This window comes from Protofrankia sp. Cas3, assembly GCF_963555955.1.
In the GTDB taxonomy this organism is placed as follows: domain Bacteria; phylum Actinomycetota; class Actinomycetes; order Frankiales; family Frankiaceae; genus Protofrankia.
Genome location: NZ_CAUVXP010000018.1, coordinates 1 through 25,785 on the forward strand (window position 1 = coordinate 1; position 25,785 = coordinate 25,785).

General features: G+C 69.5%; 23 protein-coding genes, 1 tRNA gene and 1 pseudogene. 10 read left to right on the forward strand and 15 right to left on the reverse strand.

Features of this window, described 5'->3' with window-relative positions; translation table 11 throughout:
• The 4 genes from U9983_RS05605 to U9983_RS05620 all read left to right on the forward strand — a co-directional run.
• Positions 1-4,198, forward strand: a 4,198-nt coding sequence (locus tag U9983_RS05605; RefSeq protein ID WP_322752995.1) for a type I polyketide synthase, incomplete at its 5' end; no start/stop codon positions are given.
• 32 nt (positions 4,199-4,230) lie between these two features.
• The gene (locus tag U9983_RS05610; RefSeq protein WP_322752996.1) at positions 4,231-6,543 is read left to right on the forward strand and encodes a type I polyketide synthase; all 2,313 of its coding nucleotides are present in this window, start codon (positions 4,231-4,233) and stop codon (positions 6,541-6,543) included.
• Between the two features lie 285 nt (positions 6,544-6,828).
• Positions 6,829-7,611, forward strand: a complete 783-nt coding sequence (locus U9983_RS05615; RefSeq protein WP_322752997.1) for an epoxide hydrolase — start codon at positions 6,829-6,831, stop codon at positions 7,609-7,611.
• Positions 7,608-8,009, forward strand: a complete 402-nt coding sequence (locus U9983_RS05620) for an alpha/beta hydrolase (RefSeq protein WP_322752998.1) — start codon at positions 7,608-7,610, stop codon at positions 8,007-8,009. The genes U9983_RS05615 and U9983_RS05620 overlap by 4 nt, the downstream gene beginning before the upstream one ends.
• A 306-nt stretch (positions 8,010-8,315) precedes the next feature.
• Here the strand turns inward: U9983_RS05620 and U9983_RS27735 are convergent, their stop codons facing one another.
• Positions 8,316-8,858: a transcriptional regulator gene (locus tag U9983_RS27735; protein ID WP_416211286.1), complete on the reverse strand. Its 543-nt coding sequence runs from the start codon at positions 8,856-8,858 to the stop codon at positions 8,316-8,318.
• Positions 8,858-9,088, reverse strand: coding sequence for a hypothetical protein (locus U9983_RS05635; RefSeq protein ID WP_322752999.1), 231 nt, complete (start codon positions 9,086-9,088; stop codon positions 8,858-8,860). The genes U9983_RS27735 and U9983_RS05635 overlap by 1 nt, the downstream gene beginning before the upstream one ends.
• Between U9983_RS05635 and U9983_RS05640 the strand changes: the two are divergent.
• Positions 9,038-9,367, forward strand: a pseudogene (locus tag U9983_RS05640) (integrase); the annotation flags it as partial. The gene U9983_RS05635 and the pseudogene U9983_RS05640 sit on opposite strands and share 51 nt — an antisense overlap.
• A gap of 59 nt (positions 9,368-9,426) precedes the next feature.
• On the opposite strand, the gene U9983_RS05645 reads toward U9983_RS05640, so the two are convergent.
• From U9983_RS05645 to U9983_RS05675, 7 genes are all read right to left on the reverse strand, one after another.
• Positions 9,427-9,507 (reverse strand) — tRNA-Leu (locus U9983_RS05645).
• 284 nt (positions 9,508-9,791) lie between these two features.
• Positions 9,792-10,280: a thioredoxin-dependent thiol peroxidase gene (gene bcp, locus U9983_RS05650; RefSeq protein WP_322753001.1), complete on the reverse strand. Its 489-nt coding sequence runs from the start codon at positions 10,278-10,280 to the stop codon at positions 9,792-9,794.
• Between the two features lie 10 nt (positions 10,281-10,290).
• The gene (locus U9983_RS05655; RefSeq protein ID WP_322753002.1) at positions 10,291-11,451 is read right to left on the reverse strand and encodes a class I SAM-dependent methyltransferase; all 1,161 of its coding nucleotides are present in this window, start codon (positions 11,449-11,451) and stop codon (positions 10,291-10,293) included.
• Positions 11,452-11,634: 183 nt separating this feature from the next.
• Positions 11,635-12,408: a DsbA family protein gene (locus U9983_RS05660; RefSeq protein ID WP_322753003.1), complete on the reverse strand. Its 774-nt coding sequence runs from the start codon at positions 12,406-12,408 to the stop codon at positions 11,635-11,637.
• On the reverse strand, positions 12,408-12,941 hold the full coding sequence (locus tag U9983_RS05665; RefSeq protein ID WP_322753004.1) for a MauE/DoxX family redox-associated membrane protein: 534 nt from the start codon (positions 12,939-12,941) through the stop codon (positions 12,408-12,410). The genes U9983_RS05660 and U9983_RS05665 overlap by 1 nt, the downstream gene beginning before the upstream one ends.
• A gap of 51 nt (positions 12,942-12,992) precedes the next feature.
• Positions 12,993-13,664 (reverse strand): SCO family protein, encoded by a 672-nt coding sequence (locus U9983_RS05670; RefSeq protein WP_322753005.1) that lies wholly within the window; start codon positions 13,662-13,664, stop codon positions 12,993-12,995.
• Between the two features lie 171 nt (positions 13,665-13,835).
• The gene (locus tag U9983_RS05675) at positions 13,836-14,561 is read right to left on the reverse strand and encodes a hypothetical protein (RefSeq protein ID WP_322753006.1); all 726 of its coding nucleotides are present in this window, start codon (positions 14,559-14,561) and stop codon (positions 13,836-13,838) included.
• Positions 14,562-15,101: 540 nt separating this feature from the next.
• On the opposite strand from U9983_RS05675, the gene U9983_RS05680 reads away from it, so the two are divergent.
• The 3 genes from U9983_RS05680 to U9983_RS05690 all read left to right on the forward strand — a co-directional run bounded on the left by U9983_RS05680 (position 15,102) and on the right by U9983_RS05690 (position 17,880).
• Positions 15,102-15,497 (forward strand): DUF3618 domain-containing protein, encoded by a 396-nt coding sequence (locus U9983_RS05680; RefSeq protein WP_322753007.1) that lies wholly within the window; start codon positions 15,102-15,104, stop codon positions 15,495-15,497.
• Between the two features lie 54 nt (positions 15,498-15,551).
• On the forward strand, positions 15,552-16,157 hold the full coding sequence (locus U9983_RS05685; RefSeq protein WP_322753008.1) for a histidine phosphatase family protein: 606 nt from the start codon (positions 15,552-15,554) through the stop codon (positions 16,155-16,157).
• 220 nt (positions 16,158-16,377) lie between these two features.
• Positions 16,378-17,880: a catalase gene (locus U9983_RS05690; RefSeq protein ID WP_322753009.1), complete on the forward strand. Its 1,503-nt coding sequence runs from the start codon at positions 16,378-16,380 to the stop codon at positions 17,878-17,880.
• 94 nt (positions 17,881-17,974) lie between these two features.
• Here U9983_RS05690 and U9983_RS05695 read toward each other — a convergent pair whose 3' ends face one another.
• The 6 genes from U9983_RS05695 to U9983_RS05720 all read right to left on the reverse strand — a co-directional run bounded on the left by U9983_RS05695 (position 17,975) and on the right by U9983_RS05720 (position 24,236).
• Positions 17,975-18,997 (reverse strand): YbhN family protein, encoded by a 1,023-nt coding sequence (locus U9983_RS05695; RefSeq protein WP_322753010.1) that lies wholly within the window; start codon positions 18,995-18,997, stop codon positions 17,975-17,977.
• Positions 18,998-19,423: 426 nt separating this feature from the next.
• A complete protein-coding gene (locus U9983_RS05700; RefSeq protein WP_322753011.1) occupies positions 19,424-19,903 on the reverse strand; it encodes an NUDIX domain-containing protein in 480 nt (159 codons plus the stop codon).
• Positions 19,904-20,009: 106 nt separating this feature from the next.
• Positions 20,010-20,972: a tellurite resistance TerB family protein gene (locus U9983_RS05705; protein WP_322753012.1), complete on the reverse strand. Its 963-nt coding sequence runs from the start codon at positions 20,970-20,972 to the stop codon at positions 20,010-20,012.
• 157 nt (positions 20,973-21,129) lie between these two features.
• Positions 21,130-21,600, reverse strand: a complete 471-nt coding sequence (locus U9983_RS05710) for an ATP-binding protein (RefSeq protein ID WP_322753013.1) — start codon at positions 21,598-21,600, stop codon at positions 21,130-21,132.
• 350 nt (positions 21,601-21,950) lie between these two features.
• Complete coding sequence (locus tag U9983_RS05715; protein ID WP_322753014.1) at positions 21,951-23,363, reverse strand: hypothetical protein; 1,413 nt, start codon at positions 23,361-23,363, stop codon at positions 21,951-21,953.
• A 183-nt stretch (positions 23,364-23,546) separates the two neighbouring features.
• Positions 23,547-24,236, reverse strand: coding sequence for a hypothetical protein (locus tag U9983_RS05720; protein WP_322753015.1), 690 nt, complete (start codon positions 24,234-24,236; stop codon positions 23,547-23,549).
• Positions 24,237-24,536: 300 nt separating this feature from the next.
• Here U9983_RS05720 and U9983_RS05725 point away from each other — a divergent pair, with 300 nt between their 5' ends.
• On the forward strand, positions 24,537-24,920 hold the full coding sequence (locus tag U9983_RS05725) for a co-chaperone GroES (protein WP_322753016.1): 384 nt from the start codon (positions 24,537-24,539) through the stop codon (positions 24,918-24,920).
• A gap of 319 nt (positions 24,921-25,239) precedes the next feature.
• Positions 25,240-25,539, forward strand: coding sequence for a DUF4193 family protein (locus tag U9983_RS05730; RefSeq protein ID WP_322751111.1), 300 nt, complete (start codon positions 25,240-25,242; stop codon positions 25,537-25,539).
• Positions 25,540-25,785 lie beyond the last annotated feature (246 nt).

The window sequence follows — 25,785 nt, forward strand, 5'->3', positions numbered from 1 at the left end:
CGGCTCCACCCCGAGGAGGGTCTCCGCGTTCGGTATCAGCGGCACGAACGCTCATGTGATCCTCCGGGACGCGCCCGTGGCCGAGCAGCGAGCGCCCGTGGCCGAGCGGGCTGCGCCTGCGGCCGAATGGACGGCGGGTGGTACGCCGCCGGAGCCCCGGACACACCCTCGGGCCGTACCGCTGCTCGTGTCGGCCAAAAACGAGGAGGCACTGCGCACTCAAGCGCAGCGGCTGCGGTCTCACCTGGACGAACACCCCGGGGCGACCCCCGCCGACCTGGGCCTGGCGTCGGTCACCACCCGTGCCACGTTCGAGCATCGTGCCGTCGTAGTCGGTGCCGACCACGCGGAACTGCGTGACGGGCTGGCGGCGCTGGCTACGGGGGAGAGTGTCGCGAACACCGTGCGCGGCCTTGGGGGTCGCGCTTCCGAGGTGGCGTTCGTATTCCCCGGTCAGGGTGCGCAGTGGGCCGGGATGGGCCGTGACCTGATGAAGGGGTGTCCGGCGTTCCACGAGCAGATGACGACGTGCGCCAAGGCGTTCGAACCGTACCTCGACTGGTCGCTGCTCGACGTGATCAGCGGCGCGGACGGGTCACCGTCGCTGGAACGCATCGACGTGATCCAGCCGGCGCTGCTGGCGATGATGGTGTCCCTCGCCGCGGTCTGGCGTGCGTACGGGGTGACACCCGCCGCGGTGGTCGGCAACAGCCAGGGTGAGATCGCCGCCGCCCACGTGGCCGGGGCGATCTCCATTGATGACGCGGCCCGCATCATCGCCCTGCGCAGCAGGCTCTTAGTCGAACGGATGCTGGGCCGTGGCGCGCTGGCGTCGGTCGCCCTGCCGCCCTTGGAGATGTCCGTACGGCTGGCGCGGTGGGGTGACCGGCTCAGCATCGGCGGGGTCAACGGTCCCCGCCTGGTCACCGTCGCCGGTGACGCCGTGGCGCTGGATGAGCTGGTCGCGGAGCTGACCGCCGACGGTGTCCGGGCCCGGACCCTGGCGTCATCGGTCGCCACCCACTGTGCTCAGGTGGACGGTATCCGTGCGGAGCTGATGGACCTCCTGCGCTCGGTCACGGCCGCCCGCGCGCGGATCCCCTTCTACTCGACGGTCACCGGAGAGTTGCTGGACACCACCGGCATGGACGCCGAGTACTGGTACGCCAACACCCGCGAGCCGGTGCTGTTCGAGCGGGCCACCCGCGCGTTGCTGGTCGCCGGAATCGGCGTGTTCGTCGAGGTGAGCCCGCACCCGGTAGCAGGGTTTGGGATCCAGGAGACGCTGGACGACACCGGCGGGGACGCCCTGGTCGTGGGCACGCTGCGGCGCGGGCAGGGCGGTCCCGACCGCCTGTTGACCTCCCTCGCCGAGGTTCACGTCCACGGCGTCGCCGTCGACTGGCGGCCGGCCTTCACGGATCTGGACGCCCTCCCGGCCGCGCTGCCCACCTACGCCTTCCAGCACCAGCGGTACTGGCCGGACACCACGGCGGCCTCCCAGCCCGCCGATCTGGCCGCGGCGGGCCAGGACGCGCTGGGGCATCCGGTGCTGAGCGCGGGCGTTCGGCTCGCCGACGGTGACGGCCACCTGTTCACCGGGCGGATCGCCCCGGCGGCCCACCCCTGGTTGGACAGCCAGGCCGTGGCCGGGCTCCGGCTGCTGCCCGCGGCGGTCCTGGTGGACCTGGCGATCCGGGCGGGTGACGAAGTCGGTTGCACGGTGCTGGACGAGCTCACCCTGGCCGAGCCCCTGGTCGTGGCGGACTCCGGCCGCGTTCAGATCCAGGTCCGGATCAATGCACCGGACGCTTCGGGACGCCGCCCGCTCACGGTGCACGCCCGGCCCGAGGAGGCGCCCGCGGAGGCGGCGTGGACCTGCCATGCCACCGCGACGCTGGCCGACCGGCCGCCCGCGGCGGCGTTCGAGCTCCACACCTGGCCGCCGCCGAATGCGTCACCGGTGGACGTCGACCGGCTGTATGAGGATCTGCTCGGTCACGGGTACCGCTACGGACCGGCCTGCCAGCGGCTGGCGAAAGCCTGGCGGCGGGGAGCGGAGCTCTTCGCCGAGGTCGTCCTCGATTCCGGGAGCGGGGCTGACGGGTTCCGCCTGCATCCCGCGCTGCTCGACGCGGGCCTGCACCTGATCCTGTGGGATCGGATGATCTCGGGGGGCAGCGCGATCCCCGTGGTGCCCACGGCGTTCCGCGACATCCGCCTGTCCGCCACCGGGGCCACCACTGTGCGGATGCGGATCGCCCCGGCGGAAACGGACACGGACCCGGACAGGGACAGGGACACGGTGTCGGTTGAGCTGGCCGACCACACGGGCGCACCGGTGGCGGCCATCGCATCGGTGGCCCTGCGTCCACTGGCGGCGGGCCGGCTGCACGCGCGCCACGACGCGGTGGCCGACGCGTTGTTCGCCCTGGACTGGGTTCCGCTCGTGGCTCCGGCCGTACCAGAGCCGGGCCGGGCTGCGGCCGTACCGGAGCCCGGCCCGCGGGGGTGGGTGGTGGCGGGACCGGATCCCCTCGGACTGCGCACGGCGCTGGACCGGGCCGGCATCCACGCCCGTGCGTGCCCGGAGCTGACCGAGGCCGCTGGTGAGGGCACCGAGGCGGTGGTGGTGACCTGCGTCCCGAACCCAACTGACGAATCGCCGGCGGCCGTGCGCACGGCTCTGCATCGAGTGCTCGGGCTGGCCCAGTCCTGGCTGGCCGACGATCGGTTCGCTTCCGCCCGGCTGGTCGTAGTCACCCGGGGCGCGGTGCCCGCGGAAGCGCACGACGACGTGCCGGACCTGGTGAACGCCCCGGTGTGGGGGCTGATCGCGTCCGCCCAGTCGGAGAATCCGGACCGGTTCACACTCGTGGACCTCGACGGCGATGAGGCGTCGTATCGGGCATTGCCCGCGGCGGTCGCCTGCGGCGAGCCTCGGCTCGTCATCCGGGCGGGCGTGGTCCTGGGACAACGGCTCACCCGGGCGGCGATCCCGGCCGTCGATCCCGCCGAGTGGGATCCGGACGGCACCGTGCTGATCACAGGCGCCACCGGCACCCTGGGCGGGTTGGTCGCCCAGCACCTGGTCGCCGAGCACGGCGTCCGGCATCTGTTGCTGGCCAGCCGGAGCGGCCGTCAGGCCGCCGGTGCCACGGACCTCGAGGCCGAACTGACGGCGCTGGGCGCCCAGGTGACGGTGGCCGCCTGCGACATCGCCGACCGCGCCGCCCTGTCCGCCCTGCTGGCTTCGATACCCGCCGGGCACCGACTGACGGCGGTCGTGCACGCCGCGGGTGTACTCGACGACGGGATCCTCAGCTCTCTGACGCCGGCGCGGGTCGACGCCGTGCTGCGGCCCAAGGTGGACGCGGCGTTGCACCTCCATGAACTCACCCTCGACCGGAACCTGGCCGCCTTTGTATTGTTCTCGTCGTTCGTGGCCCCCTTCGGCAGCCCGGGCCAGGCCAACTACGCGGCCGCCAACACGTTCCTGAACGCGTTGGCCCACCGCCGTCGGGCCGCGGGGCTGCCGGCGGTATCTCTCGGCTGGGGCTACTGGGCCCAGCGCAGCGGCATGACCGGGCATCTGGACCAGGCCGACCTGGAGCGGCGGATGACGGGCAACGGCCTGCGGCCGATGTCCGCCGCGGACGGGTTGGCACTGTTCGACGCCGCGCTCGCGGTAGACCGGCCCGTGCTGCTGCCGATGCGCCTGGACCTGCGGGCGCTGCGCGCGACCGGGGTCGTGCCGCCGTTGCTGCGCCTCCTGATCCGCACTCCGATCCGCCGGGTGGTGGACGCGGCTGGTGACATCCGGACGCTTGCCGAACGGCTGGCCGGGTTGACCGGCCCGGAACGGGACCGGGAACTGCTGGAGACCGTGTGCGCCACCGCGGCCGCGGCCCTGGGTCATACGTCCGCGGACGCCGTTGCGCCGCACCGGGCGTTCAAGGATCTCGGGTTCGACTCGCTCGCCTCGGTCCAGCTCCGTAACCGGCTAAGGGCGGCGACCGGCGTACGGCTGCGGGCGACGCTGGTCTTCGACTTCCCGACGCCCGCCGCGATCGCCGGTCACCTGCGGAGCCAGCTGTTTCCCGCCGAGTCCGCCGGCCCGGACGAGCAGCCGGGTAGCACGTTCGACTCGATGGACGTCGAGACACTGGTACGGCTGGCTCTCGACGGCGGCTCCTGAACTGTCGGACGTCCTTGGAACCGCCGGAGGTCATGGTGGCTTTATCCCCCGAGAAACTCGTCGAGGCGCTGCGCGCGGCGATGAAGGAGAACGAGCGTCTGCGGCGACTGGCCGCCGACCTGACCGAGCCCATCGCGATCATTGGGATGGCGTGCCGCTACCCGGGTGGCCTGCGGTCGCCGGAGGAGCTGTGGCGGTTCGTCGCCGCGGGCGGCGACGCCATCGCCGCCTTCCCCGACGATCGCGGCTGGGACACCGCGGACCTGCCGTACGCCGATGGCGGTTTCCTCCACGACGCCGCCGACTTCGATCCCGCCTTCTTCGAGATGTCGGCGCGTGAGGCTCTGGCCACGGATCCGCAGCAGCGGCTGCTGCTGGAGACCTCGTGGGAGGCGTTCGAGCGAGCGGGGATCGATCCGCTGTCGGTACGGGGTAGCCGCACCGGCGTCTACTTCGGCGTCATCTTCCACGACTACGGCTACCGGCTGCGGCCACCGCCCGCGGGAATCGACGGCTACGCCTACTTCGGCAGCGCGGGCAGTATCGCCTCGGGGCGGGTCTCCTACACGCTCGGCTTGGAAGGGCCCGCCATCACGGTGGACACCGCGTGTGCGTCCTCGCTGGTGGCGCTGCACCTGGCGAGCCAGGCCCTGCGGCGCGGCGAGTGCTCGCTCGCACTGGCCGGCGGCGTGTCCGTGATCTCCACCCCAGAGCTGTGGGGCGAGGTCACCCGGCAGGGACTGGGCCTGGCGGCGGACAGCCGCTGCAAGTCCTTCGCGGCGGCCGCGGACGGAACCGGTTTCGCTGAGGGCGTTGGCGTCCTGCTGGTGGAACGGCTCGCGGACGCGCGCAGCAACGGGCATCCGGTCCTCGCGGTGATGCGGGGGAGCGCCGTCGACCAGACCGGCGCGAGCAACGGCTTCATGGCTCCCAGCAGCATCTCGCAGGAGCGACTGATCAGCCGGGCGCTGGCGGACGCCGGGCTGTCGCCGTCCGACGTGGACGCGGTTGAAGGGCACGGCACCGGCACCCCAATTGGAGATCCGATCGAGTTGCAGGCCCTGCTGGCCACGTACGGGCAGGAGCGGCCGTCCGATCGGCCGCTGTGGCTGGGCTCACTGAAGTCCAATATCGGGCACACTCAGGCGGCCGGCGGGGTTGGCGGGGCGATCAAAATGGTGATGGCGATGCGCCATGGCGTGCTGCCCCCGACGCTGCACGTCGACGCACCGAGCCCGCATGTGGACTGGTCCGAAGGGGCGGTGGCGCTCCTCACCGAACCCGTGCCCTGGCCGGAGACCGGCAGGCCCCGCCGCGTGGGCGTTTCCGCCTTCGGGGCCAGCGGCACCATCGCGCACGTGATACTTGAGCAGGACGCGGCACCCATGCCCGCCGAGCGGCCCGTGCCCGCCGAGCGCGGCGCGGGCCGTCAGGTGGTGCCGTGGCCGCTGTCGGCCCGATCCGAGGCTGCGCTGCGGGCACAGGCGGAACGGCTTCACGCACATGTGAACGAGCACCCCGACCTGTCGCTGACCGACATCGGGTTCTCGCTGGCGACGACCCGGTCTGCCCTGGAGTACCGCGCGGTGCTGGTCGCCGGTGACCGCGCGGAGTTCCTGCGGGGCCTGGCCGCGCTGGCCGAGGGCCTGACCGCGAGCCACACGGCCGCGGGCGGCAGGCTCGCGTTCGTCTTTGCCGGTCAGGGATCGTGGGGTCCTGGCACAGGACGGGAACTGGCACGGATATTTCCCGTCTTCTCGGCGGCTCTGGACACGGTCTGCACGGCGCTCGACCAGCATCTCGAGATTCCGGTGCTGGAGATGCTGTGGGCAGGCGAGCGGGTGGACCCGCCGCAGGCCCACATGCGGGCGGCGGCTTTCGCGGTCGAGGTGGCGCTCTGCCGGCTGCTGGAGTCCTGGGGAGTGGCACCGGACATCGTCGTGGGATACGCGGCCGGTGAACCCTCCGCCGCCCACGTGACCGGCTCGCTCTCCTTGGCGGATGCGTGCGCCCTGGTGATGATGGAGCCATCGGCGTGCCACGAGGACAAGAACATTCCCCAGGACGTGACGACCGTGGTGGCGCTAAGCCCCGGCGTGCCGGACACTCTCCCGGCCAGGTCCACGCTGGTGTCGCTGCTGCCAGCCAGCCGGTCGGAAGTCCGCGCCGCCACCGACGCGCTGGCCTTACTCCACGCGCGGGGTATCGCGGTCGACTGGCGGGCCTTCTTCGCTGGCGTCGGCGCCCGGCGTCTGGATCTGCCCACCTACGCCTTCCAGCGTCGACGCTACTGGCTGGAGGCCGACACCACGTGCGCGCCTACCTCGCCGCTCAGCTTGGCCTAGCCGGACCGATACTCGTCGGCGACGAGTATCGGGTGTGACCAATTTCGGTCTTCGTTGGTTTCCGAAAGATGCCGGTGACGATGCTCCCATTAGCGTGGGAGGATCTCTCCATCCCGATAACAGGGGGCCAGCGGAGGGAGTGCCGATGTCGGCGGCGTTCCTGAATATCGTGATCGGGTTGGCCACTTCGACGTCGATGCGGGCGGAACATGCCTCATCCTCATGAACAACAAATGGAGATCGACGCCTGAGCATGGCTCAGCAGGCCGATAAGGGGTTGTAGGCATGGGTTCACCCGAGCCGCAGGCATTCACGGTCGAGGTTTCCGATGCGGCGGTCGACGACCTGAAGGCGCGGATTTCCCGGACTCGGTTCGCCGACGACTTCGCGAACGCGGACTGGTCCTACGGCGTGGCCGGTGGCTATCTGCGCGAGCTGGTCGGCTACTGGCTGGACGGCTTCGACTGGCGCAAGACGGAAGCACAGATCAACTCGTTTCCGCATTTCCGTGTCGAGCTGGACGGGGTGCCCGTCCACTACGTCCACGTGCCTGGTCGGGGTGTCCCGGGCGGTCCGGCACCGCTGCCGCTGGTGCTCACCCACGGCTGGCCGTGGACCTTCTGGGACTTCCACAAGATGATCGGCCCGCTCAGCGACCCGGCGGCGCACGGCGGCGATCCGGCAGACGCTTTCGACGTCGTCGTGCCGTCGCTGCCGGGTTTCACCTTCTCCTCACCGCTGCGCGTGCCCGGCATCAACCCGGTCGATATCGCGAAGCTGTGGGTGCGGCTTATGCGTGAGATTCTTGGCTACGGGCCGTTCTGCGCCCAGGGTGGGGACTGGGTGCGATCGTCACCGGGCGTCTCGGCCATGCCCATGCCGATGACCTGCTCGGTGTCCACCTGTCGATGCCTTCATTCCCGACTCTGCACTGGGACGATCTGCGGCCCGAGGACTACGGCCCGGGCGAGGAGCACTGGTACCAACGGATGCGGGCGCGGCTGCGGAACGCCCGCAGCCATGTCGCCGTCCACACCGCCGATCCGCAGACGCTGGCCTGGGCGTTGAACGATTCGCCGGCGGGGCTCGCGGCGTGGATCGTGGAACGTCGCCGCAACTTGAGTGACTGCGGCGGCGACGTGGAGCGGCGTTTCACCAAGGAAGATCTGCTGACGACGGTGTCGCTGTACTGGTTCACCGAGACGTTCCACACCACAGTGCGGCTATATGCGGAGACACGCCGACGACCGATGTCCCTTGCCCACACCCGCAGCCCAGCGATCGAGGCGCCCACCGCGATCGCTGTGTTCCCGCAGGACGTTGTGCTGTTCCCGCGGGCGGTCGCCGAACAGCACGCCAACCTGGCGCGGTGGACCGTCATGCCCAGCGGTGGCCACTTCGCGCCGATGGAGGAGCCGCAACTGCTCGTTGACGACGTCCGCGCTTTCTTCCGCCAGTTCCGCTGACCGCCACCCAGGCCCGCGGCAGGAAGGCGAGCTCCTCCCAGAATGCGTTGATCGTCGGTGTTTCAGTACCCGGGTAAGGTAGACGATCATCGCCGGTATGTCGTCTTCCCCACCGGTCAGGGCCGCGCCGAGCGCGGCGGTGCTCCGCCATGGCCGCCGCGGCGGCCCGGATCGCCTGGGCGCGGGGATGGGTCCTTGAGTTTTCATGGCAAACCTCCAGCGGGTCATGCCGGATGAGGAGCGAGCGCGGTACACGCCGCGCGGGCCGGCGGAAGGTGCAGAGCAGCTGTGGGGCGGCCCGGACGATCAGGCCTCAGGGCCGGTGTCTTCGGGGGGAAGAACAGGTCCTCGATCCGGCCCTCGAAGACGGCGGCGATCTTGAACGCTAGGGGCAGGCTTCGGGTCGAAGCGGCCCGTTTCGATGGCGTTGACCGTCTGTCGGGACACGTCGGGGCGGTCGGCTAGGTCCGCCTGGCTCCAGCGCCGCCCGGCCCGCAGCTCACGTAGCCGGTTCCTCATCGGATCCGCTGCGTCTTGAAGATTAGCGCGGCGATCCAGATCAGCATGTTCCCCGGCGATGACCTCTTGCAGTGCGGCAACGTGGGCGCTCAGGGCGGCCCTACCCGGCGCAGTCAGCGAGATCCACGTGGTTCGGCGACCGCCGTGAACTCCTTTGTGGCTCCTGACGTAGCCGAGCGACGCGAGGGCGCCCACGTGTTTGGAAAGCACCGAGTCGCTGACCTCGAGGCTGTCGCGAATGGTCGAGAACTCTGCTTCGGACACAGCGGTCAGCATGGTCATCAGCCTCAGCCGGGCCGGTGCGTGCAGGTTGGCATCCAGCTCAAGCATCAGTGGCCGACCAGCACCAGCAGCGCCAGCGCGGCCAGTGCAAGGGCCGAGATGACCACCAGCCACCCGGCCGACTCGGCACGAGCGTGAGTCGCCGGGTCTCCTCTGTAGAGGCGCAACCAACGTCGGCCGCTCAACGTGTAGGCCAGTCCCCCAGCACACGCGCAGACAGCCACCAGCCAGCGCAGGTCGCCTCCCCGCTCGCGGCGACGCCGTACGACCTGCGGCATGCCTGCGTATCGACATGGCTCAACGGCATGGTGCAGGGCACCCAGGTAGCCGAGTGGGCCGGGCATTCGGTGGCGGTGCTCTACCGGGTGTACGCGAAGTGCATAGACGGAGGCGTCGACACACAGCTTTGCCGGATCGAAGCGGCTCTCGGGATCGAGCGGGGGCACAGCGCCGCCGTTCGGACCGTGGATGGTTCTGTGCCGCGCATGGTCCGTGAACCGTCGATCGCCGCCGGGGACGACCGGACACCACCGGACACGACCGGATCGGGTAGTTGATCGACTACATAGGCTGTGGCCTGCGGAAACGCTGGAAAATAGCTGGTCGGATCAACCGGTGCGGGAGGGGGGACTTGAACCCCCACGCCCGAAGGCGGCAGATCCTAAGTCTGCTGCGTCTGCCATTCCGCCACTCCCGCGTAGGTACCACAGTAGCGATCGGCGGGCGTGTGCTGTCGCCGGTGACCGCGAACCCGCCCGTGGATCGCGGTCACCGGCGACAGGCGTGTCGGAGGCGGCCAGGATCTGACGATGCGCCTGACGGCCTCCGACATCCAGCCTGCCGGCCCGGCCGCCACGTGACCAGGGGCCTCTGGGCGCCCACTGACGGGTGCCTCCGGCGGGCGCCCAGAGGCCCGTCCGCGGGTGCCGGTATGGTCATCTGGCGGGTCCGTGAGGGCTTCCCGCGGGTGCCGGTACGGGGTCAGCCGGCCAGACCGAGATCGCGGATGAGTTTGGCGACGTGGCCGGTCGCCCGGACGTTGTAAAGCGCTTTCTCGATCTTTCCGTCGGCGCCCACGACGAAGGTCGACCGGATCACACCGAGGGTCTTCTTGCCGTACAGCGTCTTCTCGCCGTAGGCGCCGTAGGCCGTGAGCGTCGTCCGGTCCGGGTCGGACAGCAACGGGAAGGTGAGCCCCTCGTTGTCACGGAACTTCGCCAGCTTCGCCGGCTTGTCCGGGGAGATGCCCAGCACGTCGATCCCGGCGCCGTTGAGCTGCACGAGGCTGTCCCGGAAGTCGCAGGCCTGCTTGGTACAGCCGGGCGTGGAGGCAGCCGGGTAGAAGTACACGACCACCGCTCGCCCCCGGTAGGCGGCGAGCGACACATCCGTGCCCTCGGCGTCGGGCAGGGTGAAATCCGGGGCGGTGTCACCAGGGGTGAGACGAGCAGCGGCGGCAGTCTCGGTCATGGCCGGAAAGTTAGTCCGACGTCCGCCCTGTCGCAAACCCGCCCCCGTGCACATGCCCGTGCGCACGCCGGGGTGGCCGCGTTGCCGGCGGGGAACGGACGGCGAGCGGCTCGACCCCCGCCGCCGTCGCCACCCCGACGAAGGCAGTCGGGTCCACCTGGTCGGCGGCCCATCGGCGCAGCTCGTTCACGATCAATGCGGAAAGGTCGACTCCGGCGTCGGCGTCCGCGTCGGCGAAGACCAAGGGGTCGATCGCGACGTCCATGATGACCAGGAAGGTGCGGCCGTCACCGACGATACGGCCGCAACCCACCGCGCGGCCCGGTTCGTCGACGGCCTCCACGCACAGCCCGGCCAGACTGCCGGCAAGGGCGTCCGCCGCGGCTTCGGGCCCAGGGTCGGGCAGGCCGCCGGCGGTGCGCAGTCGGCGCAGCTCCGCCACATCGGGCATCCGGTGGACGACCACGAACCCACCGACCGACAGCGACAGCGACCGCGAGGTGGGCTGGCCGCCGGTCGTCGTTCCCGGTATCGGTTCGATGAGCGCCGGATGGATGGACGTCGGGCCGGGTCGGACCCCAACCACGAGCGTGTCAAACGCCGTGTGCCTGTGGCCGTCGAGATCAGGCGGGCGCGGTATGCGGCCGGCTCGGCTGATCCGCAGCGGCGGGCCGGCGGCCAGGTCCGTCAGCAGTTCGTCGGCGTCGAGCAGGCGTTCGAGCTGGACCGGTGCGCCGAGTTCGCTCGTCGGGCTGGCGCGGTCCTGCCCGAGTAGCAGCAACGTTCCACCCGGGATGATCGCGTTCACCGCATCACACAGAACCGCACGCCGCTCGCTGGGCGGCAGGTGAAGATAGCAGATAGTGACAAGGTTGTAGGACCTGGGCCTCGGTGTCCAGCCCAGGACGTCGGCGTGGATCCAGTCCGGCGTCACGTCGAACCGACGGGACAGTTCCCGTGCCTTGCGGATCGCGACATCCGAGAAGTCCAGACCCGTGACCCGCCAGCCCTGCGTGGCAAGCCAGACCGCGTTGCGGCCCACCCCGCAGGCCAGATCGAGGGCCCGGCCCGGGTGCAGGCCGGCGAGTTGTTCGATCACGACCGGGTTCGGCTCGGCGGTCCAGCGCAGGCCGCTTCCGGCGTGCCGGCGGTCCCACTGGGCGGCGTCCACAGCCGCTATCTCACCTCGTGCGGCCGTGGACTGCCGGGCCAAAGGGTGTGTGAGTGCGGTTCTTTTCGCACACCCGGAGGCCCTCAGGGACTCTCAGACGCCCCGCATTCGGGCCGGCGGCGTTGTTTACCGGGCGCCGGCGTTGTTACCGGGCGGCACTGCCGTTACCGGGCGGCACTGCCGTTACCGGGCGGCACCGGCTACCGCGGCGGTGAAGCCGTCCACCGTCAGGGCCTGCGCGGCAAGCTGACTGCCGTTGACGAACACGGTCGGGGTGCCGTTCACGCCGCGCTTGGACGCATCATCCTCCACCTTCGCGACATAACCGTTGTATGTGCCGTTGTTCACGGCGTCGGTGAATGCCGCGGATGTCAGCCCTACCTTGCCGCCGAGTTCGGTCAATGTGGTGTTGGTGAAGCCGCCGGTTCTCTCGGGTGGCTGATTGGCATAGAGGACGTCGTGGTATTCTTTGAACCTGCTTTCCTGGGCGGCGGCTGCGGCGGCGTTCGCGGCCCGTACTGACTCCGGCCCCAGAAATGACATCATGTGATAGACGGCTTTGATTTTTCCGGCGTCAATCAGTTGCTGGACGGTGGGGCCGAGCGATGTTTCGAGATTCTCGCAGATGGGGCACTGGAAGTCCTCGTAGAAGTCGACGGTGACCGGAGCCTTCGCCGTTCCGACGACGATCCCGTTGTCGCTCCCGGTCGCGTTCGCCGGCAGCACGACGGGTGTGGCGACCGTCCGACTGCTCTGGACGGCGAAGCCGATCACGCCGACCAGCGCGAGCACAGCCACGGCAACCGACGCGGTGATGATGCGCTGGCGTCGCCGCGCATGCGCGGCCTCGGCGGCTCGGGCCGCGGCGGCCTTTTCCCGCCGGGCCTCATCACGACCCGCAGGCCGCCGTCCGGCCGGGGCGTCTTTCGGCCCGTCCTTGCCTGGAGTGGCGTTCATCAATTCTCCTGGAACGGTCGGTCGAGGAGACGGTCGAGGGTCAGTACGCTGTGCGGCCAGCGCACCAACAGGCCGCTCGCGACGAGGAGCAGACTGTCCCGCACGATTTCCTCGGTGTAGTGGGTGGGCGCGTCCGCGGTAAGGTCACCGCCGGCTGAGAAACAGCCGCATTCGATGTGCAGCCCGCGCGCTGCCGCGGCCGTGATCGCTGCGATATAAGTGGCGAGCAGCAGGGTGGACACGACAGCGCCCACCCGCACGGCCAGGCCCACGAGCAGCAGCAGGCCGAGCGCGATCTCCACAAACGGGACGGCGTACGCGACCGGATGGACGAATGATTCAGGCAGAATGCGGAAGGCCCGGACCGACCGCACCATTCCCTGCGGATCACCGATCTTGAGGATACCGGCGGCGAGCCAGATCGCGGCCAGACCGAACCGCAGCACGGTCGCGAGGATCCGCGCCATCCGTGGGCCGGTAACCCACGCCTGAAGCGGTCTCCAGCCGGCTGCGGCGGTACCGGGAATGTCCACAGGGCTGTCCGCTGTCCGTTCCCATTTCACGGGGTCACGTGTTTCATGGCGTCACGTCGTCTTTCCGGTGTTGACCAGGACCGGCAGGTCATGGACATAGTCGGCGACCTGGGTTCCGGCCAGATACAGAACCGTGGCCTTGTCGTTCTTGGTGAATGCTATGACTTGCGTCCCATGGGTAACGGTATAGCTGCCATTTGGCTGGCGGACCGGTTCCTCGAGCGGGATACCGAGAGCGTCCGCCTGCGCGTGCACCTGCGTCAAGGTGCCGCGGACGCCCATGAAGGACGGGTCGAACTGGTTCAGCCATTGACCCAGGACGCCGCCGGTGTCGCGGTCGGGGTCGGTGGTGACGAACACCGTCGCCACCTGTGCGCGTACCGCGGTCGGCACCACGTTGAGCGCCGCTGCGATGTCAGCCATCGTCGTCGGGCAGACGTCGGGGCAGTGGGTATAGCCGAAGAACACCAGCGTGACCTTTCCCGCCGTCCGCGAGCGCAGGTCGAACGGGGCTCCGGCGGTGTCTGTCAGGTTCATGGCCGGCTTGTCGATCGGCTGCGGGACCGCTGTTCCACGCAGCCCGGTGGACGCTCCGGAGTCGTCCATGATGGTGACCGTTGACTCGCTACCCGCGGAGCAGCCGGCAGCGACGAGTACAAACGCGGTCAGCGGCACGGCGGCCAGCAGTCGGCGTCGGCGCGCGAGTGGAAAGGATAGTTGCATAATTCCTCGTGGTGAGTGGGCGTCGCACGAAAATGGGAACGACAAATATGGCAATGACCGAGCCGGTGGACGACCGAGCCGGTGGACGACCGAGCCGGCAGGCACAGCCCACGCCCGACGGTCTGTGGGAGATCGCCTGAGGGTTTGGCGCGAGCGTGGCGTGACCGACGGTCAGACCGCCGCGGGCACGGCGGCGAGGGCGGGCAGGCGCGGCGGTCCGCGCCGCGCCAGGACGTAACGCAGACAGACCATGGGCAGCCAGGACGGGCGCCGGCGGCCAACGGGTCGGCCGCGGGTTGATGCGGCGATCGTGACCGGCGCGACGGGTGGGCTCAGCTGGCTGGACAGCAGACGTATGACTGCGCGGGCCGCAGCGCTGCCGTGTCGCAGCCACCACAGCACTCCCGCCGCGGCCAGCATGTGGGCGCTCAGCACGATCAGGCCCCGTGCGTCAGGCGTCCACCCGGCACTGTGGATGGTGGCGCGGAAGTTCCCGGCCGCGCTGCCGGCCGTGCGGCCGGGAACTTCCGCGCCCGGGTTTCCCAGGCGCCCGAGAGCGGTGCCACTGGTGCCGGGCGGGTGGCAGAGCAGGCGGGCGGCCAGGGACGAGTGGGATGTTCGCGGTGACGCGGACATGGCGAGGAGCCCGTGCAGGCCCGCCTGGGTCGTGACCGCCACCGCGTACCCCACCGGTCCGTCGAGCCTCGGGCGCCTGCCGGTGGGCAGCAGACGTCCGCCGGCGGCGAGGCCCGTGGCGAGCGCGATCAGGCCAACCGTGATGAAGAGGATCGGCACGAAACCGGGCGTCGGCCCGGTCGACGGTAGATGGGCGAGCATCGCCAGCGCGACGGACGGCACGGCGAACCGGACGCCCTGCCCGAATGGCCCGCGCCACATCGCGCTCGCGGCGGACCGACGCGGGCGAACAGCGTGCCCCGGCCGCCGTCGCCGCCAGCGCGGACGTCGTCGGCAGCTCACCCGACCAGGGTAAACACCGGCGCGTGGGCCGCGGTTTTCGCCGGTCCCGGCGGGGCCGGTGAGCTGTGCCGCTCGCCGCCGTTTCGCCTCGCGCTTTTGTGCCCGTTCTGGCACGATCCTCGGCAGTGCTGCGGGCCAGGCGTCGCACTGCTTCGCGATCCACCGGTCCCCGACGATCGCACTGCCGGAGACCACCGGATCCTTGGCGTCGACTCGGGAGTTCGTGGCTGTCACAGTGTTGCCGGTCGCTCTAAGAGCGCCCGGCAACAGGGGTGTGGATCAAGGAACGGGGCTGGGGCGCGTAGATCGCGAGGCGGAGGAGGAAGTCACCCTGGTGTTGGGTGGCGACCGACGACAACACAGCGAGGTGCGCGCCCCAGCCCCGCGACGCCGCGTCCCCTATTGCCGGGCGCTCTAAGGCCAGGTAGGCAGTCATCGCGCGGAGGAAGGGCGACATTGGTGCCGCAGGACCCGGCTGCCATCCAGCAGCAGATCGAGAACACCCGTGCCGAGCTGGCGGTAACCCTGGATGCAATTGCCGAGCTCGTGAGTCCCAGAAGGGTCGTCGAGCGGACCGGCGAGCAGATCAGGGGCCGGGTGGCTGAACTTCGTCAGAAGGTGATCTCCGGTAGCTTCGCCGGGCCGGATGCGATCACCACGGGATTCCATGGGGAGGACGGGGAGGCTTTCGACGTCGGTGCGTCACCGGATGGGCAGCTCCTTGCCGGTGATACCGGTTCGGGATACGGCCTACGACGCACCGTTCGGTGGGATCGGGTCCTCATAGCCGGGAGCGCCCTGCTACTGGCTGTCGGGGTCGGTCGCCGTCGCCGCCGTCGTCGTCGAGCCCAGTGACGTTGGACTGCGTGGTGTGAGTTGCCGGCAATCCTCGTTCCCTCAGGTCGGCTCGTGCTGCTCCGCCATGGCGAGACCGGGTGGAGCCGGTCCGGTCGGCACACCGGTGTCACAGACGTGCCGCTCACGCCGGCCGGGGAGAAACAGGCCGCCCGACTTGCGGACAGGCTCGCCGCCTGGTCCTTCGTCCTGGTCGCGGCGAGCCCGAGGCAGCGTGCCCTGCGGACGGCCGAACTCGCCGGCCTGACCCGTTCGGCCGACCATTGCGACCGGGCTGCTGCCGGTGCAGGGGTGGCGCGGTTCGAGGTCTGGGACGATCTCGCCGAGTGGAACTACGGAGAGTTCGAGGGAGTCACGACGCCTGACATCCGCCGATCAGTGCCAGATTGGACGGTGTGGACCGGACCCACCGGCGGAGGTGAGACCCCCGCCCAGGTCGGCGGCCGCGCCGATGTGGTGATCGGACGCGTCCTGTCGTACCTGGAACGAGGTGACGTAGCCCTGGCCGGGCACGGCCACATGCTGCGGGTGCTGGTTGCGCGCTGGCTGGAGCTCGATCCGGTTCTCGGCGCCCGGTTCGTGCTGGACGCCGGTGGGCTGTCCATCCTCGGGCACGAGCACGAGACGCGTGCGGTCCTGCGGCTGAACGAGCCGGCATAGGTGACCTGCTTCGCGGGTCGCGGGTCGCGGGTCGCGGGTCGCGGGTCGTGGTTCGTGGTTCGTGGTTCGTGGTTCGTGGTTCGTGGTTCGGGAGTATCCAGCGGCCCCCGGCGGGTAGGCCTTCTTCACGCAGGCCCCGTCGGTGCGGCAGACCGCACCGACGGACAGGGCTGCACCGAGGAACAGGGCCGCCACGACGACTGGACAGGAGTGAGCCTCAATGGCCGAGTCTCGACCACCTGCGAACCAGACACCCGCGAACCAGACATCCGCGAACCAGACACCCGCGACGACGACTGATGCGGGCATCCCGGCCGCCAGCGACGAGCACTCGCTGTCCGTCGGCCCGGACGGCCCGCTGCTGCTCCAGGACCACTATCTGGTCCAGAAGATGGCGCAGTTCAACCGGGAGCGGGTGCCCGAGCGGGTCGTCCATGCCAAGGGGGGCGGTGCGCACGGTTACTTCGAGGTGACCGCGGACGTCACCCCCTACACGAGGGCCGCGTTCCTCGCCGAGGTGGGCAGGCGCACGGACGTGTTCGTCCGCTTCTCCACGGTGGCGGGGGAGCTCGGCAGCGCTGACACGGTTCGTGACCCGCGTGGCTTCGCGATCAAGTTCTACACCGAGGAGGGTAACTACGACCTGGTCGGCAACAACACGCCGATCTTCTTCGTACGCGACCCGAGTAAGTTCCAGGACTTCATCCACTCGCAGAAGCGGCGTGCCGACAACCACCTGCGAGACAACAACATGCAGTGGGACTTCTGGACGCTGTCACCCGAATCCGCCCACCAGGTGCTGATCCTGATGAGCGACCGCGGGACGCCACGCTCCTGGCGCAACATGAACGGTTACGGCAGTCACACATTCATGTGGGTGAACGCGGCTCGTGAACGGTTCTGGGTGAAGTACCACTTCAAGACCGAGCAGGGCATCGACACCTTCACCGACGCCGAGGCGAAGGCAACGGTGTCGGTCGATCCCGACTATCACATCCGCGATCTCGCATCGGCTGTAGATGCCGGTGAATATCCGTCCTGGCGGCTGGAAATACAGATCATGCCGTTCGCGGCTGCCGCCACCTACCGTTTCAACCCGTTTGACCTGACCAAGGTCTGGCCACACGCGGACTACCCGCCGATCACGATCGGACGCATGGTCCTGAACCGCAATCCCGGCGATTACTTCACCGAGGTGGAGCAGGCGTCGTTCGAGCCGGCGAACATGGTGGCGGGGATCGGCCCGAGTCCGGACAAGATGTTGCTCGGCCGGCTGTTCTCCTACCCGGACACGCATCGTCACCGGATTGGCCCGAACTACCTGCAACTACCGATCAACCGTCCGAAGTCGCCGGTCAACTCCTACAACAAGGACGGCGCAATGCGCTACGAGCCGTCCCGCGACCCGGTGTACGCGCCGAACAGCTACGGCGGCCCCAGGGCCGACGCGGCCCGGTACGCCGACGACGCCGTGTGGGAGGCCGACGGCGAGTTCGTCCGGTCGGCATACACGCTGCGGCGGGACGACGACGACTTCGGCCAGGCGGGCACGCTGTATCGAGACGTGATGTCCGACACTGACCGCGACCACCTGGTGGGCAACATCGTCGGGCATGCGTCCCAGGATGTTCAGGCCGACGTCCAGCGGCGTGTCGTCGAGTACTGGCGCCAGGTCGATCCGGACCTCGGCGCGCGGGTCGCCAAGGGCCTGGGCGTCGGCTGACCCACCGGCGCCGGCCACAACATCAAGGACTCCGGGTCGGACGGGAAGCACAGGCACTGACAGGCAGCATGGGAACTGACAAGTAGCACGGGAACTACAGCACGTTGCGACGGCGCAGGGTGGTCAGTGTCGCCGCTCCGGGCAGCACCGGGAGCCAGTAGCTGATCAGCCTGTACACGAGAACGGCGGCGAGCATGGACGCGGCTTCGCCCCCGGCGGCGGTGAGGCCGAGGGCGAGGGCCGGTTCGAGCGCCCCGACGTTGCCGGCTGTCGGCACGGCTCCGGCCACTGCTGCACCGATCAGGTAGATGGTGGCGATGGACAGCATCGACCCCGAACCGTTGAACGCCCAGACGCACGAAGCCAAGGCCACGATTTGTGCGATCTTGGTGCCGGCGGCGGAGGCGAGCAGGATCGCCGTCCGTCGAGGTGACCGGGCGAGCAGCAGAAGATGCCGGCCCGCGGCCGTCAGCGGGGGCCCCAACCGGGCCCGGACCCGGGGGTGCCCGCCGACCGCGACGCAGCCGAGCAGACAGCCGGCAACGCATGCCAGGGCCGGCCCGGACCCGACGTGTCGCGTGATCGGCCCGATGGGTGTGCCAAGCGCGGGCCCCCGACCGCCGACCAGGCCGGCGACGAGCACGATTCCGGCCACGTGCGCGAGGGCGACGGCGACCTTCACGGCGGCGACGGCGCTCAGCCCGGCCGACCGGGTGAGTTGCTGGCGTTCCAGGTAGTGGACGTTCACCGCGATCGCCCCGAGGCCCGCCGGCAGGACCCGGTTTGCAGCCGCGGCCGCGAGCTGGACCCCCGCCGCCGTCGGCAGCCGCAGCGGCAGCCCACTGGCCGCGCGCAGGGCGAGTGCGTTGGCCAGAAAAAACAGGGCGGAGGCGAGCCCGCACACCACGAGCCAGGGCCAGCTGGGAGCCGGGACGTTCGACAGCGTGGCGGCTACCTCGCTCCGAAATCTGATCACGAGGAGCAGCGTCATCGGGACGGCGATGGAAATCCCGATCAGGGCCCCGGGCCGGCGCAGCCAGCCCGCGCGAGCGCGATGCCAACGGATTCCTGTCAGCGCAAGCGGATGTGCCAGGCCCTCACCAGGCAGTTCCCGCATTAATGGGTGCGTCGTGCGTTGGTGGGGTATGGCGACCGGCGGTAGTACGACGGCGGTGCTGTCAGCAGCTGCTGTTGCCGGGGCCGCTCTTTCGGAGGCTGCCCATCCGGGCGTCATGGCGCCAACGGTAGATCGGGATTCATAACGGATGCTGAACAACGTACATCCTGTGGACGGATCTTCATTCCGGCGTCTCGGCGGACAGCGTGATATTCATCGGTTACACAGCCGGTTTGTGCGGGAACGCAATGGGATCGGCCGTACCCCGGCTGTTACACACGTGGGGTTCGTCACGGTGACTGATCGTGATCGGTGTTTGACATGATACGGAGAAGGCCGGTGCGGATCCGCTGTGCGACCCGATCCATCCGGACATCCGAATCCCCGCGGACCGGAACAGATTCGCCTGGCCTGTCGCTACCCGCGTCAGCTGGTACGGCCGTCCGGGCCGTACCAGCCCGGACGGTAGGTGCTCAGCCAGTTCACAATGGCCGTCCGCAGGTGCGCGGGCCGGAATTCGAAGGCGTCGAGGTCGGCCACGGCCAGCGAGCCCAGGTCGATGGCCTCTTCCCGGCTGGCGATCTCCGCGAACGGTGACAGGGTGGACGCGAACACCATGTTCAGCTCATGCCACGCCCGGCCGGCCTCGACGAACGAGTGCTCCACGCATCCCACGAAGTCAAGGGTGCGCACGGCCAGGCCGGTCTCCACCCGGATCTTGCGGTGCAGCGCCTGCTCCACGCGCTCGCCCGGCTTCACGTTCCCGCCGGGCAGGGTGCACCATGCCTGCCCCCGGCGGTTGGCGACGATGATGCGCTCGCCGGTCGTGAAGAGCACACGTGCGCTCAACACCACCGACGTGCTGGACGTGCTGGGCGCGGACATGGCTGCCGTGACGGTGTCCACCGGGTCGGCCCGCCTTTCTTCGGTCGTCGGGAGCGGTCGGTGGTGGCCAGGGGTGATCGGTGCTGCTCAGGGACGGTCGGTGGTGCTCAGGGACGGTCGGTGGTGCTCACGGACGGACTGCCTGGACTGCCTGGACTGCGAGGGTTGTGGGATCGAGCCCGAGAACATCGATCGCCTGTCGGACGGCGGTCCGCTCGGCCGGGTCGAACGTGCCGTCAGCGTGTCCGATCACCGCTCCGAACTGGACGACTGACCGTGCTCGCACCCTGCGCCCGCGCACCTTGGCAATCTCGCGGAGCGCCGCGGACCTGGCCTCGCCGGCATCCGCGCGAAACGCCGCCACGTGCGCGTCGAACAACGCGAGCAGTTCGTCCGGTGGAAAAGCGTTCAGGACCCGGTCGGTGGTGACGATGGTCGCCATCGCGTCCCGCTCCCGCGCGTCGATGGTGCCGTCGGCGGCGGCGACGAGTGCGCACATGGCGACGGCGGCGTCCCGGAAGGACGTGTCGTCGAGTTCGTGTCGGCGGGCATCCAGTTGGGCACGGAAAGACTGTGCGGACCCGCGTAGATGGTTCCACCACGGCTCGGGCTCGGACACCGGTAGGCCGCGCCACGTCGGCCAGCGGTCCTCCAGCCAGCGGATCGCCACAGCGGCGACCGCCGGGGGAGTCAATGATCGCTCATCGAGGCTCCCGAGGGACAGCACGACGAGCGGTGCGCCCAGATACGTGGCGGGTATGTCCGTGCCGGCCGGGATGTCGGCCGAAAACAACGTCGTGATCGTGCGGTGCTCAGCTGGCCCGGTCGCATGTTCGACGCAGCCCACGAAGGCGGGTAACGCCACTGACGCAGGCACGGCCGTGGCTGCCGGCGGCGTGCGTGCATCCCGGTCGCTGCCGACGAGTACGCGCAGGTGCCGGGCCGCGGCCGCGCCGACGCCTTCACCGGGTTCGACGGTTCCGCCGGGCAGCACGTGGGCCGCTTCGGCCGGCAGATAGACGGCCACCAGGTGGTCACCCGTATCGAGCAGGATCCGCACGTCCAGCCGGACATCCGTGGGAACGGGCATGGCGCCTCCCTGTCGGTGACCTCACACTGCCACTGCCACTGCGCTACGACGTGGGCGCGGACACCGTCTCATCATCCACCCGCCCACTGCGGCCACCCCTGACGGCCACCCCTGGATGGGCAGCCCGGGACCGGCGCAAAGACGCTGGAAGAGCCAGTCAATGGAGCAACTCGGGTTGGCAGCTCCCGATCGTTGCCGGCGGTGCGGCGCTGATGGGAATATGGACCGGCGCTGGCGCGGTCAGCTCGAACCACACGTGTTTGCCGGGGCTGTCGTCGGCCGGCTTGTCGATCACGCCCCACTCGCTGGCCAGAGCCGCCACCAGATGCATCCCGCGGCCGGATTCGTCGTCGTCGCACACCGTCCGCAGGATCGGACGCATCGCGCTGCCGTCACCGACTGCAATCCGCACCCGGTCGTTCTGCGCCAGAATCTGGACGTGCAGTGGGTCGTTGCACCGGGCATAGCGCACGGCGTTGGTGACGACCTCACTGACCAGCAGGCGGGCGATCTCGGCGTCCTCCTCGCGACCCCAGGTGGCCAGCAGTTCGTTGACGAGACGCCTGGCCCGCCCCGCGGCGCGGGCGTTGGCAGGTAGATCGAAGCGTGCGATAAGAGCTTCGGCCACGCCTCACCCTCCACCGGTCACTGCCGACGGGTATGCCGCCGAACATCACGATGTGTCCGAACATCGCCACCAGCCCGCCACTGTCGCCTTCATGCCACCCGCCGTCAGCGTTCAAACCTTGTTGGCATGGTCTTGTCACCGACTGTCGGCTACCTGGCGAACACGGGTCCACCCTTGCGTGTGATCGGACGGCACGCAGCTCGGGGGACGGCGGTCGTTGCCCCGAGCCCACCGCTTGTGCCGGCAGACGGCCGCATGCCCTGGTGGCTGCCCGGAGCCCCGGGGGATTGCGCAATAGCTGTCGGTGTGCCCAGCGTGGTCCGCGCAATCGAAGCTCTACCGGGCAGGTTCTAGATCACATCGATGCCGTCGAGGATGTTGCCGTAGCCCGGCCAGCGGCCGCCTTCGTGGTTTTTAGTCCCGTCAGGAGCTGATCCCGGATGCGGACTGTGGCCCGGCTGTGCTTGTAGATCTTGCGGCGTTCCGTGCTGTGGAGGCGTTCCAGGATGTTGGGCGTTTGCTGGCTGCGGGACATCGGCGCGCGGTGCAGCGGGATGCGGATAGCGCGGATGGTGTTGCTGGGGGTCAGCGGCGGCTCGGTCGATGCTCGACGGTGCCATTCGGTCGATGCTCGACGGTGCCGCCCGCCGGGCCATCCCGTTGCCAGTCGACACGGCCGGTTCGGCCGGGAAGGGTTGGGCGGGCATCCGGGTGGGCGGGATCCCCATCGGACCGGAAATCACCGGCGCGGGTCGGGCCGCGGGTATGGCTGGTCCGTGCAACGGCTGTCCGGACGGCTGGCTGCCGTTCCACGGCGCGGGTTGCTGGTGCGCCTGCTGCTCCCGCCCGAGCGGCTGGACGGGACCGGTGGGGCGCTGCCGCGGTGACGGTGGCATCGGGTAGGGAGCCGGTCCTGGCGGTTGTGCCGCGGTCGGTGACTGCGGCGGAGCTGGTGGTTGCTGCGCCGCCGGCGGCCGTTGAGGTGGCTGTACCCCTGGCTGTGGGCGTCCTGGCGGTGGCTGTACCGCTGGAAACTGTCCGGTCGCCGGCGGTGTGGGCGTTCCAGCCTGGCCCGTCAGCGGGCGTGGGATGCGATGTGCTCCGGTTGACAGCGACGCGGTCGAGGACGGGATCCATCCCGTCGGATTGCCGGCGGTCGCTGACACCGGGTACGCGCCCGTTCCGGGACCCTGCATGGCCGCCGGCGCGACGGGCCTGGCCGGACGCGGGGCTGTGGGCAGCGGCCCGCTGGGATGGGGTCCGCCGGGATGGGGTCCGCCGGGGTATGCGGCGGGCGAGGTCGGGGCAGGGTAGCCGTTCCGGGCGGCCAGCTCCATCGGCGCGGTCACCGGTGGCGCGGGCAGCGGCGCCGGCATGGTCTCCAGCCCAGGCGGCGGCCCCTGCGCCCGCACCTGCGCGGACGTGTCGACGGCAGGGGAAGACTCCGCGGTCGCGGACACAGTGGCCGGCGCAGACACGCCGCCAGCGCCATTCGGCCCGGTGTCGGGGCCGGTGTCGTCCGCAGCCGGGACCCCCGTGACCACCATGACCGTCGGACACGGCCAGAGGCGGTCGCAGCTCATACACAGGTCGAACTCGTTCGGCTGGTGAAGATCGAGGAGGTTCAGCAGGGCCCCGATGTGCTCGATCATCCGCGGACCGGCGAGAACAGGTCCGTTTGAGATCATGTGGAGCTCCGAGCGCAACTGGTTGCAGTAGCGCCCGACCTCGTCCGTCCGCTGATCCTCCATCGCAGGCAGCATGCACCATCGCTTCGTGGGATGTGTTACCGGTACCGCCCTTGACTGGTCAGTCTGGTAACAATACGACTATTTGTAGTAATTTGTCACACATTAGTAAACTGAATATTATACACCGTGTACATCACGATCCGTCCGGCGATGCCACGGCCTGACCCGCCGGGCCGACTGCGTGGGCCGACGCTCTCATCCCCGCTCGGGGCGAACCTCGTCCGGCCGGCGAGACTGGCGCATCAGGCCCTCCTGGAGGCGGGCGAACTCCTCAATGTAGGGGCTCTCGACCTGACCCTGGCCGCCTGCACCGGGCTCCTTGATCCCACCCTGACGGTCGAAGACCGGTTCGAAACCGGCGAACTGCCCGCCGGCTCCGCCGGCGCCGCCGGCGCCGAGCCGCTCGCCGCCCTGTCCGTCGAAGGCCGGGTAGTGCGTGGCGCCCGCCGCGGGCGGACCGCCACGCTCGCCCTGCCCCTCATAGCCGCCGGCGAACGAAGGCAGGTTGGGTGTGCCCTGGCCCGGGCGTTCGCTGGGGGTTTCGAAGGCCGGGTAGTGCGCACCGTTGCCGGTCACGCCACGCTCGCCGGGCGGTGTGTCGTAACCGAACGACGAGCCGTTGGGCGACGGCATGGCCGGCGGTGGTGCGACGGCCGGCGCTCCTGAGCGTCCGGTTGTCTCATTGGCGAGTTCCGGGTCACCGGAACCGAAGTTGTCTGACGGGTAGATCCGTGCGGACAGACTGACCGATAGCGGGTCGCTACCGTATGTGATCACGTCTACCTGGTCGTCGGGCCCGATGCCGCCGTTGCGGGCCAGGTCGACGAACCGGAAAAGATCAGCCCAGCGTAGCCCGTCGAGGTCCACACTGATTCGCAAAGCCATCGTTGCGCCTCATCTCACGGTTGCCTGCGTGCCGATCCTCGGTTGCCTGCCGGTGCCGGTAGACGCGCACGCGCCCCGGTCCCGACACCGACTCGCCGGCCTGGCCACAGCGGCCAGGTCGGCGATGGGCGGCAGCTTATACCCCGTTGGGGCTGCATTCCCCATCCGGGGAGCTTCGCGTGCTTCTATCTCGAATCGGCGCTCCCGCCGCCTGCGGTCGGGTGTCGGATGACCGGGGTGGCGGCCGTTGGTGCACCACTGTTGTCGGGCGATGTTCTCGCGGCGGGTAGTGTCCGGCACGTGAGTGTTGCTTCCGGCGGTGTCAATGGTGCGACCGGCGGCGGGATGGCCGGCGTCGACATGCGGGCCGGATCGTTGCCGATCAGACTTCTTCATGATCGTGTTCTGGTTGCCCCGCGTGAGGACTCGGCCGACCGTCGGTCAAAGGCCGGCATCGTTATTCCAGCCACCGCGCAGATGGGCAAGCGGCTGTCCTGGGCGGACGTCGTCGGGGTGGGCATGGCGGTGCGCACCATCCAGATGGGTGATCGTGTGCTCTATGACCCCGAGGAACGAGCCGAGGTCGAGCTGCACGGTACAACCTACGTCCTGCTGCGGGAACGGGATGTGCACGCGGTGGCCGCCGAGCGGCTGGATGACGGGCTGACCGGCCTCTATCTGTAGCTCTTACCCGATATCAGCGGCCTGTCCGGTATTCCCTCTTCGGGTAACCATGTGGCGGGTCTGACACCGCACCGTACACGTGATGCCTGGCCTGTTGCCGCGCGGGACCGTATTGTTCGCGTCGGTCGGGAGAGATCCGTTGTCTCGCCCCGACCACACGCGGATGCGGACAAACCTCACCCGTTGCATCTGCGCCAGGGTCGTTGCGTATTGTGACCACTCGATCCCGTTCGGGTATGGGCCTGAGTGGGTACCGACATGCGGTCGCGCACTGAACCCCAGTGCGCGACCGATCGGATCTGGAACGGAAGGAGACTTCATGGCTCGTGACTTCGACGCCCGGCGGGGCGCTGATGTCGAGGAGGACGAGCTCCAGGAACAGAGCCTGGAGACGCTGAAGGCGCAGCGTGCCGGGGCTGCCGCCGATCTCGGAGATGACGTTGATGCACTCGAGGCCGAGTTGGATCTTCCAGACGCCGAGGTCCGTGACGACGAACTGGCCCTGCGGGTGCTACCGAGACAGGCTGACGAGTTCACCTGCACCAGCTGTTTCCTCGTCCACCATCGCAGCCAGCTCGCTGACGTTCGCCGGACGGTCTGCTCAGACTGCGCCGCCTAGGAGGCCGCTGAATAACGGCGTTCGATCCGCGAGCGGGCTGTCCGCGCCCGGCTGGCGGCCAGGTGCTGTCCCGTGACGATCCACGGGACAGCACGCCGACGGACGCGCAGTCTCGATTGTGCGTCCTTCGGGCTTTTCGGGCTCTTCGGGCCTTCCAGGTCTCGCCCGTCTGGGCGGTCGGGCTGCGGGCGGTCGGCCTTCTGGTCGCCCGGGAGACGGCGGTCCCCGGCGGTGACCCGGACCCAC

What these genes read in the sequence shown, in the direction of transcription:
- U9983_RS05610 (WP_322752996.1), top strand. Translation starts at nt 4,231, where the DNA reads ATGGTGGCTTTATCCCCCGAGAAACTCGTCGAGGCGCTGCGCGCGGCG.
- U9983_RS05615 (WP_322752997.1), top strand. Translation starts at nt 6,829, where the DNA reads ATGGGTTCACCCGAGCCGCAGGCATTCACGGTCGAGGTTTCCGATGCG.
- U9983_RS27735 (WP_416211286.1), bottom strand. Translation starts at nt 8,858, where the DNA reads ATGCTTGAGCTGGATGCCAACCTGCACGCACCGGCCCGGCTGAGGCTG.
- U9983_RS05635 (WP_322752999.1), bottom strand. Translation starts at nt 9,088, where the DNA reads ATGCCGCAGGTCGTACGGCGTCGCCGCGAGCGGGGAGGCGACCTGCGC.
- bcp (WP_322753001.1), bottom strand. Translation starts at nt 10,280, where the DNA reads ATGACCGAGACTGCCGCCGCTGCTCGTCTCACCCCTGGTGACACCGCC.
- U9983_RS05660 (WP_322753003.1), bottom strand. Translation starts at nt 12,408, where the DNA reads ATGAACGCCACTCCAGGCAAGGACGGGCCGAAAGACGCCCCGGCCGGA.
- U9983_RS05670 (WP_322753005.1), bottom strand. Translation starts at nt 13,664, where the DNA reads ATGCAACTATCCTTTCCACTCGCGCGCCGACGCCGACTGCTGGCCGCC.
- U9983_RS05675 (WP_322753006.1), bottom strand. Translation starts at nt 14,561, where the DNA reads ATGTGGCGCGGGCCATTCGGGCAGGGCGTCCGGTTCGCCGTGCCGTCC.
- U9983_RS05690 (WP_322753009.1), top strand. Translation starts at nt 16,378, where the DNA reads ATGGCCGAGTCTCGACCACCTGCGAACCAGACACCCGCGAACCAGACA.
- U9983_RS05695 (WP_322753010.1), bottom strand. Translation starts at nt 18,997, where the DNA reads ATGCGGGAACTGCCTGGTGAGGGCCTGGCACATCCGCTTGCGCTGACA.
- U9983_RS05705 (WP_322753012.1), bottom strand. Translation starts at nt 20,972, where the DNA reads ATGCCCGTTCCCACGGATGTCCGGCTGGACGTGCGGATCCTGCTCGAT.
- U9983_RS05715 (WP_322753014.1), bottom strand. Translation starts at nt 23,363, where the DNA reads ATGCTGCCTGCGATGGAGGATCAGCGGACGGACGAGGTCGGGCGCTAC.
- U9983_RS05720 (WP_322753015.1), bottom strand. Translation starts at nt 24,236, where the DNA reads ATGGCTTTGCGAATCAGTGTGGACCTCGACGGGCTACGCTGGGCTGAT.
- U9983_RS05730 (WP_322751111.1), top strand. Translation starts at nt 25,240, where the DNA reads ATGGCTCGTGACTTCGACGCCCGGCGGGGCGCTGATGTCGAGGAGGAC.